8 protein-coding genes and 1 pseudogene are annotated in these 9,552 nt (G+C 70.8%); 6 read left to right on the top strand and 3 right to left on the bottom strand.

The features are described 5' to 3' along the window. From RIV14_RS13025 to hemL, 4 genes and pseudogenes are all read left to right on the top strand, one after another. Positions 1-858: pseudogene (locus tag RIV14_RS13025) on the top strand (hypothetical protein); the annotation flags it as partial. A 4-nt stretch (positions 859-862) separates the two neighbouring features. Continuing rightward, positions 863-2,263: a uroporphyrinogen-III synthase gene (locus RIV14_RS13020; RefSeq protein ID WP_081381909.1), complete on the top strand. Its 1,401-nt coding sequence runs from the start codon at positions 863-865 to the stop codon at positions 2,261-2,263. A gap of 308 nt (positions 2,264-2,571) precedes the next feature. Continuing rightward, a complete protein-coding gene (hemB, locus tag RIV14_RS13015; RefSeq protein WP_075373648.1) occupies positions 2,572-3,621 on the top strand; it encodes a porphobilinogen synthase in 1,050 nt (349 codons plus the stop codon). A gap of 544 nt (positions 3,622-4,165) precedes the next feature. Continuing rightward, positions 4,166-5,575 (top strand): glutamate-1-semialdehyde 2,1-aminomutase, encoded by a 1,410-nt coding sequence (gene hemL / locus RIV14_RS13010; protein WP_428978889.1) that lies wholly within the window; start codon positions 4,166-4,168, stop codon positions 5,573-5,575. A gap of 228 nt (positions 5,576-5,803) precedes the next feature. Here hemL and RIV14_RS13005 read toward each other — a convergent pair whose 3' ends face one another. Both RIV14_RS13005 and RIV14_RS13000 read right to left on the bottom strand, forming a co-directional pair. Next, positions 5,804-6,745 (bottom strand): macro domain-containing protein, encoded by a 942-nt coding sequence (locus RIV14_RS13005; RefSeq protein WP_070659137.1) that lies wholly within the window; start codon positions 6,743-6,745, stop codon positions 5,804-5,806. 138 nt (positions 6,746-6,883) lie between these two features. Further along, positions 6,884-7,264 carry a thioredoxin family protein gene (locus tag RIV14_RS13000; protein ID WP_075373646.1) on the bottom strand — a complete coding sequence of 127 codons (381 nt, stop codon included), beginning with the start codon at positions 7,262-7,264 and terminating at the stop codon, positions 6,884-6,886. A gap of 458 nt (positions 7,265-7,722) precedes the next feature. Here RIV14_RS13000 and RIV14_RS12995 point away from each other — a divergent pair, with 458 nt between their 5' ends. Together RIV14_RS12995 and RIV14_RS12990 are read left to right on the top strand one after the other, a co-directional pair. After that, entirely contained in the window at positions 7,723-8,697 is a 975-nt protein-coding gene (locus RIV14_RS12995; RefSeq protein ID WP_075373645.1) for a hypothetical protein, read from the top strand. Continuing rightward, positions 8,698-8,904: a hypothetical protein gene (locus RIV14_RS12990; protein WP_081379569.1), complete on the top strand. Its 207-nt coding sequence runs from the start codon at positions 8,698-8,700 to the stop codon at positions 8,902-8,904. A 298-nt stretch (positions 8,905-9,202) separates the two neighbouring features. Here RIV14_RS12990 and RIV14_RS12985 read toward each other — a convergent pair. Beyond that, a partial coding sequence (locus tag RIV14_RS12985) for an integrase core domain-containing protein (protein WP_309325223.1) occupies positions 9,203-9,552 on the bottom strand: 350 nt, incomplete at its 5' end.

Genomic DNA, 9,552 nt, shown 5'->3' with positions numbered 1-9,552 from the left:
GAGGTGGTGGACCTGCGCGGAAACGTGCCCACGCGCCTGGCGCGGGTGCGGGGGCTGGAGGCGGTCGGCGTCGGCACCGATGAGCCGGTGGCGCCGAGCCGGGCCGATGCCGCCGGTGACCTGGACGCGGTGATCCTGGCCCTGTCGGGGCTGCGGCGCCTGGGGCTGGAGCACTGCGCGAGTGAGGTCCTGAACCTGGAGACGATGCTGCCCGCGCCGGCTCAGGGGGCCCTGGCCGTGGAGGCGCGAGCCGGTGAGGACTGCGCGGAGCTGGCCCAAGCCGTGGCGGTGCTCGACGACGAGCCCACGCGTCTGGCGGTGACGGCCGAGCGGGCGCTCATGGCCCGGCTCGGGGCCGGCTGCGCGGCGCCGGTGGGGGCCTGGGCGCACCTGCGGAGTGGCAACCGGGAACTGTGGGAGGAGCGCGCCGAGCACGGAACCCGGTGGAACGAGGAGTTCTGCGGCAATGACACCGCCGCGACCAGAACTAGGCAAGGGGCCGGAACCAGGCAGGGGGCCGGGGCGACGATCGGCGGCCCAGTGGATCGGGGCGATGAGCACGGGGGGACGGAGGCAGCCGCTACGGCGGGGCCGCGCGGCTCGGCGGTCTCGCGCCGCTCGCCGCGGGTGCTCGTGCTGCGGGCGGTGGTCACCTCGCTCGATGGCGGCCAGGAGGTCGGCTGCGAGCTGAGCACCGAGCTGCCCGAGGCCACTGGGGGGCCGGAAGCTCCCAGGGAGACTGCGGCGGAGGCGGTTCGGGCGGCCGAGGCACTGGGGGCCAGGGCGGCCGAGGTTTTGCTGGAGGACGGCGCCGACCAGATCGTCGACCTGCACGCCAACAAGCCCCGGCGGGACTGAGGCCATGACGCAGTCCACCTCACGCACTGACTCGACCGGGAGCCTCCCAGGCGACCCCCGGGAGGGCGGCGGGGCGCCACTGTCGGGGCGGGTGGTTCTGCTGCCGCGTCTCAAGGAGCGCGACCGCATCGCCTCGACGCTGGAGCGGGCCGGGGCGAGGGTGCTGCGCGCGGCCGTGACTCGGACCGTTCCGGGTGAGGCAGCGGCGCTGGAGGCGACTGCGCGCAGGATCATGGCGGGCGAGGCGGCCTGGCTGGTACTCACCTCAGCCCGGACAGTTGAGGCGCTGGCGCCGTACCTGCTTGCGGAAGCCGGAGTCGGCTCGGTGACAGGGGGCCACGGGCCCCACCCAGAGCCCACCGCGCCCAGCAGCCCGTACCGCACTGCGCCTCCCCACACCCCAACCACCCCGCCGATGCGGGTGGCGGTCGTCGGGCCGGCAACCGCAAAGGCCTGGACCAAGTTCACCGACTCCGCCCCCGACCTGGTGGCCCGAGGCTCAGCCACTGCCCTCCTGGCGAAGCGCGCGCTCGCCGGCAGCCCAGCAACCGGAGGCCACACACCCCACCAAGAACCCGACACTCCCGACCCCCACGACAGCGCCGCATCTCCACACGCCCCAATCACCCCGCCTAGACAGCACCAACCAAGCGCAACAATCCCGCCGATGCGGGTGGCCGCCGTCGGGCCAGCAACCGCGCGGGCCTGGACCAAGCTCACCGGCTCCGCCCCCGACCTGGTGGCCCGGGGATCGGCCGCCGCCCTCCTGGAGGAACCTGCCCTCGCCGGCGGCCCAGCAACCGAAGACCACGCACCCCACCAGGAACCCGACATTTCCAGCACCCACCACGGCGCCCCGTCACCCCACACTCCAGCACGGAGCCCGGAATCGAAGACGGCCCCTCGAGGCCTTCCCGGCGGCGGCCCGCATGACTCCGACGGGAGAGCCCACACCTTTGGCGATGCTCCCGATTCTCCTCAAACTCTCCCGGAGGCGGCGCGGCGAGTGCTGCTGCCGGCCTCGGCTCTGGCCGACCCAGCACTGGCGGACGGCCTGCGTCGAGCGGGCTGGGAGGTGGAGCAGGTGGCCGCCTACACGACCGTCACAGCTGACGCCCACGACCTGCCCCCGGACCTGGAGCGCACGTGGGCCACTGGCGGTGTGGACGCGGTCGTGCTCACCGCCCCATCCACGACCCGCGCAGTCCTGGAACTGCTCGGCCTGCCGCCGCGGGGAACTGGACTGGTAGCCATCGGTGCCACCACGGCGGCGGCCGCCCACGAACTCAGCCTGACGGTCGCTGCCACCGCCCCCTCCCCCACGCCCGAGGGGGTTCTCCAAGCCACTATCGACGCCATCCGGGGCGCCACGGGCTCCGCTCCTGCCCCTCAGGAGCCGCCGTGATGGCCGCACACGGGCAAAAGTGTCACGATTGGCGACTTTTCATCGCCACGGCCACCCTCGGCGCACCTGCCTCTCAGGCATTTGCCCAGGTCAGGGCCGGATGCTCGGATGCGCTCGAGAGCCACGCCCCCGATCAGCGCACTAAAAGTCGCCATTCGTGACACGGGACCACCCCACAGCCTCCCAGTCCGACGCGAGTGTCCCTCGCACAGACCTCCTCACAAGCCCACCCGATCCGCCCAATCCCAGTCGCTCCAACACTTTGGACAACCTGCGGGCGGCGGACCAACAACCACCAGGAGCACCTCATGACCGACGCCCTCCGACCGGCCGCCGACTTCCTGTCGCGCCGCTCCGTCCCTGCCCCGCAGGCCCCCGCGGTCCGCCCCCGCCGCCTGCGCACCACTCCGGCGATGCGGCGCCTGGCACGCGAGCACGTCGTGGACCCGGCCGCCCTCATCCTGCCGGTGTTCGTGCGCGAGGACATTGACGCCCCCCGCCCCGTGGAGGCGATGCCGGGGGTCGTCCAGCACACGCTGGACTCGCTGCGCCGCGAGGCCGCCGCCTGCGCCGAGGCCGGCATCGGCGCCATTGACCTGTTCGGCGTTCCCGCCACCCGGGACGAGGCCGGCACAGCAGCCTGGGCCGAGGACGGCATCCTCAACCGCGGGATCGCAGCCGTGCGCGAGGAGGTGGGGGACGAGGTCGTCGTGTGCGCGGACACCTGCCTGGACGAGTTCACCAGCCACGGCCACTGCGGGCTCATCCGCCCCGACGGCCCGCGCACCGGCGAGGTCGACAATGACGCCACCCTGGCCACCTACCAGGCCATGGCCGTCTCCCAGGCGGAGGCCGGGGCACACATGGTCTCGCCCTCGGGGATGATGGACGGGCAGGTCGCCGCGATCCGCACCGCCCTGGACGCCACCGGGCACGACGAGGTCGCGATCCTGGCCTACTCGGCGAAGTACGCCTCGGCCTACTTCGGGCCGTTCCGGGAGGCCGTGGGCTCCACGCTCACCGGCGACCGGCGCACCTACCAGCAGGATCCGGCCAACCGCCGCGAGGGCATGCGCGAGGTAATGCTCGACATCGAGCAGGGGGCGGACATCGTCATGGTCAAGCCGGCCGGCCCCTACCTGGACGTGCTGGCCGATGTCGCCGCCGCCTCACCGGTGCCGGTGGCCGCCTACCAGGTCAGCGGGGAGTACGCGATGGTGGAGGCGGCCGCGCAGCGCGGGTGGATCGACCGCGAGCGCGTCATCGCCGAGTCGGTGCTGGGGATCGTACGCGCGGGGGCGGACATGGTCCTGACCTACTGGGCCAGGGAGATCGCCGAGAACCCGGCCCTGCGGTAGGTCCGGCGGCAGACTGCGGTATCAAGGGTGCCCCGGGCCTCGACCAGGCAGAATGCTCGCCGCGGACGCACCTCCGGCCCCGCGGACTGTACCGGCGACGTCTCCCCAGCGCGCCCGGAGACATGTCCTCCCCACCTGCTTCGAGGAGCTTCAGCTCCGCTGACCGGTCTCGTCGCCCGTCATAGCGAACGGTCCCCAGCGGCATCACGTCGCCAAAGTGTCCACGGTAGCGACTTTTCAACTCCCACCTCATTCAGTATCTGGAAGTAACCACCCCCTGACCTGGGATACTGCAAGAAGGAGCCGGTTTCGACCACCTGAAAAGTCGCCAGTAGTGACACTTTCACCCTCTCCCGCGTTCCCAACCGGTCAACGCCACGTTCAACGCCACGGCAGACGGTATCAGTCAGGTAGTTTGTCAGGCAGTCCCGCCCGGTACGGCTCACCGGCCTGAACCGGCCCTGACCAGTTCATCGACAGGATCATCGTGACTCAGCAATCGCACCCCGCAGGCCGGCCCTCCAGCCCCTCCACCAACACCTCCCTGTTCGAGGCGGCTCGCGCCGTCATTCCCGGGGGCGTCGACTCCCCCGTGCGCGCCTTTGGCTCGGTGGGTGGCACGCCGCGGTTCATTGCCTCGGCGAGTGGCGCCCACGTCACCGACGCCGAGGGCCGCAGCTACGTGGACCTGGTGGGCTCCTGGGGCCCGGCGCTCCTGGGCCATGCCCACCCGGAGGTCGTCGCTGCGGTCCAGGCGGCCGCCGCCCGCGGCCTGTCCTTCGGCGCCCCCACGGCCACGGAGACGCTCCTGGCCGAGGAGGTGCGCCGCCGGGTGCCGGCCGCGCAGAAGGTGCGCTTCGTGTCCACCGGCACCGAGGCGACGATGACGGCCGTGCGCCTGGCCCGCGGCGCCACGAGCCGCGACCTGGTGGTGAAGTTCGCCGGCTGCTACCACGGTCACAGTGACGGCCTGCTCGCGGCGGCCGGCTCGGGCCTGGCCACCGGCGGCCTGCCGGGCAGCGCCGGCGTGCCTGCGGCGGTGGCCGCCCAGACCATCGTCCTGCCCTATAACGACGTCGCCGCCCTGGAGGCCTGCTTCGCCGAACGGGGCGCCGAGGTCGCCGCAGTCATCACCGAGGGTGCCCCGGCCAACATGGGGATCGTGCCGCCGGCCCCCGGTTTCAACGCCGCGATCCGCCGCATCACTGCCGAGCACGGCGCGCTCATGATCCTCGATGAGGTCCTCACTGGCTTCCGTGTGGGTCCGGCCGGTTGGTGGGGGCTGGAGGCCGTCGACGGCTGGACCTCGGACCTGCCGGTCTTCGCCACCGCCACCGCCGGCGCCGCTGCTTCTGAGCCCGCCGGCGCCGGTACCCCCTCCTGGCCCGGCGCTGACTGGCGCGAGCGCGCCGCCTGGGTGCCGGACCTGGTGACCTTCGGGAAGGTCGTGGGCGGCGGGATGCCACTGGCGGCCGTCGGCGGGCGCGCGGAGGTCATGGGCCTGCTGGCACCGGACGGCCCCGTCTACCAGGCGGGCACGCTCTCGGGGAACCCGCTGGCCACGGCGGCCGGCCTGGCCACGCTCCAGCTGGCCGACGACGCCGTCTACGCCTCGGTGGCCGCCCGCGCCCAGGCCATCGGCGAGGTGGTCTCGGCCGCCTTGAGTGAGCAGGGCGTGTCCCACCGCGTGCAGCGGGCGGGCTCCTTGTTCTCCTTTATGTTCGGGCAGCGGGCCGCCGAGCAGGGCGTGAGCGACTATGAGGCCGCCCGCGCCCAGGAGACCTGGCGCTACGGGCCCTTCTTCCACGCCTTCCTCGAGGCGGGGGTGGGCCTGCCGCCGTCGGTCTTCGAGGCCTGGTTCGTCTCGGCTGCGCACGGCGAGGCGGAGCTGGAGGCGATTGCGGCTGCGGCCCCGGCGGCCGCCCGCGCCGCGGCCCAGGCCCAGGCGAGCTGACCGCTCCTCGGAGGACCTGGCCTGCAGGCATTACCAGCGGACCGGGTTCGCCGTCAGCAACTGGAACCGCACAGTACTACACGAGGTTGGGGATCTACTGGCCGCGAGTTGTGCGTACTGCACGAGAGCCCCACCTACGCGGAGTGCACCCAGCCCTCCTCCAGTGGCTCCCGGCCCTCGTGCAGTGCGCCCCCTTCGGGCGCGCTGAAAGTGGAGGACCCCCGCCCATTAAGGCCGCCAGGGCGGCGGGGCGAGGGCGGCCTCGTAGGCGGCGACGTCGACGTCGGCGTTGAGGCTGATGACGATGCGCAGCCGGGAGTCGGGGTGGGCCGCCAGCCAGCGGCCGATCGTCTCCAGGGTCACCAGGGCGGCCTGCCGCTTGGGGTAGCCGAAGACGCCCGTGGACAGCGAGCACAGGCCGACGCTGCCCAGCCCCGCGGCGTGCGCGACGTTGAGGACGCTCGTGTAGCACGAGGACAGCAGGCGCCGGTCGTGCAGGGTCGGTTTGCGCCCGTCCTCGATGACGGGCCCCACCGAGTGGATGACGTGCTGGGCCGGCAGGTGGTAGCCGCCGGTGAAGACGGCCCGGCCGGCCGGCTCCCCGCCCTGGCGGCGGGTGGGGTCGAAGGTCTCCGCCCAGGTCATGTAGCGGGCGCACTCGGCGCGCAGGGCCGGCCCGGCGACGGCGTGGATGATGTTGTCGATGCAGCGGTGCCCGGGGGCGAAGCAGCCGAGCATCCCGGAGTTGGCGGCGTTGAGGACGGCGCCGGCGCGCAGCCGGGTGAGGTCGCCGCGCCAGAAGGCCACGTTGCGGCCCAGCAGGCCGGGCACGTGGTCGGTGATGGCCAGGGGCGGGATCTCGGTGGCGTCGACCATGCCGCGCTCGGCGGCCTCGGCCTCCAGGAGGGTGTCGAGGTCGGCGGCGATGTCCTCGGGCAGGGGCGCCGGGGGGCGGGCGGTGAGGAGGAAGTCGAGCATGGTGCGCAGCTCGTCGGGGTCGGTGGGGACCGTCGAGTCGATCCAGTCCGTGGCCCCCTCGGGGTCGGAGCGCAGGAAGGCGTAGACGAGGTGGCGCACCAACGCGTCGCGGCCTGAGGCGCCGACGGGGACCGCCCATCGGGCTCTGACAGCGTGGCTGACGTGGGACTCCAACTTCACGCGGGCCATCATAGGATATCAAAACGTAATGTTCTGCCCTTGGGTGGGCGAGCCGGGTAACAGACGACGACGTCGCCCGGAAACGGCGGGTTCCCGGGCGACGTCGGACGGTTGTAGGGCCGAGAGGACGGCCCCGCGGCGCGTGACGGGTCAGGCCTGTGCGTCGGAAGCGGCCTCTTCCTCGGCGATCTTGGCCTTGAGCTCGTCCATGTCGAGCTCGCGCACCTGCGTGATGAGGGAGTCCAGCGCGGGGGCGGGCAGGGCGCCGGCCTCGCGGTAGACCAGCACATTGTCACGGAAGACCATGAGCGTGGGGATCGAGGAGATGCCCAGGGCCCCGGCGAGGTCCTGCTCGGCCTCGGTGTCGACCTTGGCGAAGGTGATGTCCGGGTTGGCCTCGGAGGCCTTCTCGTAGATGGGGGCGAAGCGCATGCACGGGCCACACCAGGAGGCCCAGAAGTCGACGATGGTGATGCCCTCACCGTGGATGGTGTCCTTGAACTCGGGGCCGGTGATGTTCTTGGTGGCCATGAGCGTTCCTTTCAAGACCGTGGAGACAGATCGGTTCCACTGCGGCCAACACGGCCGGGGCCCAACCTATTCCTGGGACCGGCGATCCTTGTGCCGAGGGCCGCCCGGCCTCCTGCCGGTACCGCGTATCCTCCCGCCGTTGCCTCCCGGCCTCCCGCCGGCCTGCATCCTCTTGCCGATGCCGCAACCCCTTCTGCCAGCACCGCCCTCCTGCCTGCGCCGCCCGACCCCCACCTCCTGCGGCCGGGTGCGCGCCGCTGCGGAGGGGGACACCCTGCGCGTCCGGGGACAGGATTCCGGTCCCCGACGGCGTCGAGGGCCCCGACCGCACAGAAATGTCCCCGACGGCGTCGAATGCCCCCAGGGTGAGCGGTCCCCATGGGCAGGAGGCACCCGCCTCCCCCAGACTTGACTCGCCAGCCACAACCGACCCGCCGATAGTTTTCAGGAGGGCACCCATGGCGATCTACCTCCGCACCTGCCCCACCACGAAGACCAGGGCACTCGGGTACCTGTCCGCCCTGACCACCGCCGGCATCGCGCTCCTCTACCCGATGATCCTGCTCCTGACCGCCTTTGCTCTGGGCGCCCTGGACGAGGCCGTCGACTACCCGGAGGGCAACGAATCAATAGCCAACGCCGCGACTACGGTAGGGGTGATACCGGCCATCTACAGCTTCGTGCTGACCGCCATCGCCTTCGGGACGACCTTCTGCTTCACGGGCACCGACCAGTGGTTAGCCAAGGGCACGACAGTGACCCATCAAGATATCGCGTCGGCACGGTTCCTTCATGTCGCCCGGGACCCCAACAGCCGCGCCGTGGGGATGCTGTGGGCGATGCTCGCGGGCATGCTGGTGACGGCCTCCCCCTTCACCATGATGTCTATCCCGCACTCCCTGATCTACAGCGATTCCACTCTAGGACTGGCGGTGAAGGCCACCTGGATTCTCGGCCTGGCCCACATCGGCCTGTTCGTGGCACTGAAACGCGCTGCCGCACGCCGGCGGGCAAGCGCGGTACGCCTGAGAACGTATGGCATGGCGGTTGCGGACCCGAAGTCCTTCTCTCTCCCCCTACCTGCTGGGCGCAACAACTTCAGCATCCAGGAGGTTCCGGCACGCTTGGGTCGCGTGAAAGTGCAGGCCATCTACGCTCCACCTACCGGAGGTGCTGAGCCGGGCAGGCCAGTTCTCATCCCGCGGCTCAGTCTGACGGTGAGACCCTCACGGCTCGACGACGTCCGCTCCCGGGTCGAGGCCCGGCTCGACGAGGTCTGGCGGGCCGCACAGCTGATACGAACCTCAATCGAGCAGGAGGAGACGGCCGACGCACTGACCTCGGAGGCTGAGCCGAAGCCGGCTCACCAGCCACCGCATCAGGATGCAGACCCCGGCCACGACCAATCCCAGGCAGACAACCCCCTCCCATGAGTGGCGTCTCCATCGCTTGACCCTGCCAAGCACACCAACCGCCTGATCCGCGAACACCTCCCCAAGGGCACCAGCTTCACCACCATCACCAACACCCAGGTCCAAGACATCCAGGACCGCCTCAGCCGCCGACCCCGCATCGTCCTGAACGGACAGGCTCCGACGGAGAAGCTCAACGACACCATCAACGGTGCTCACACCACCTGACCCCACCGATCCTGAACGTCCGGGGACATTCCACGCGGCCGGGTGCACGCCGCTGCGAGGGGGACACCCTGCGCGCCCGGGGACAGGGCCTAATGATGGTGTTGGGTGACACCATCCGCAGGGGACACCCTGCGCGCCCGGGGACAGGATCCCGGTCCCCGACGACGTCGAATGTCCCCGGCCGCACAGAAATGTCCCCCGACGACGTCGAATGTCCCCACCCAGGGCAAGCGGCCCCCATGGGCGGGAGATATAGTGTGGACTGCTGGGCGTTTTTCGGACAGTGCTTGTTTGTGTTTCAGGCTGCCTTCGTTAAGTCCAGGAAATCGCGTTCGACCTCGTCGGGAGTGCGATACCCTAGGGCTGAGTGAAGACGAGTACGATTGTATCTCAGCTCGATCCATGAGGCAATATCGTTTATTGCCTTGTCCTTCGTGGGATACACCATTCGGTGGACTCTCTCGTTCTTGAGTGTGGCGTTGAACGACTCTGCCCAAGCGTTGTCCCAGCACACCCCCGTGCGCCCCACCGAGGGACGAATCCCGTAACCCTTGAGGTGGTCCAGGAACTTCTGGGACGTGTACTGGCTCCCCCTGTCGGAGTGAAAGATCGTCACACCCTTCTTGATCGGGCATCTCCTGACCGCCA

The sequence above is a fragment of the Actinomyces acetigenes genome (assembly GCF_031296635.1).
In the GTDB taxonomy this organism is placed as follows: Bacteria; Actinomycetota; Actinomycetes; order Actinomycetales; family Actinomycetaceae; genus Actinomyces; species Actinomyces acetigenes.
The sequence above is the reverse complement of the archived record's forward strand: the minus strand, read 5'-3'. Positions and strand labels throughout refer to the sequence as shown.

Coding starts and splice junctions, on each gene's coding strand:
- RIV14_RS13020 (WP_081381909.1), top strand. CDS start 863: ATGACGCAGTCCACCTCACGCACTGACTCGACCGGGAGCCTCCCAGGC.
- RIV14_RS13000 (WP_075373646.1), bottom strand. CDS start 7,264: ATGGCCACCAAGAACATCACCGGCCCCGAGTTCAAGGACACCATCCAC.
- RIV14_RS13005 (WP_070659137.1), bottom strand. CDS start 6,745: ATGATGGCCCGCGTGAAGTTGGAGTCCCACGTCAGCCACGCTGTCAGA.
- hemB (WP_075373648.1), top strand. CDS start 2,572: ATGACCGACGCCCTCCGACCGGCCGCCGACTTCCTGTCGCGCCGCTCC.
- RIV14_RS12995 (WP_075373645.1), top strand. CDS start 7,723: ATGGCGATCTACCTCCGCACCTGCCCCACCACGAAGACCAGGGCACTC.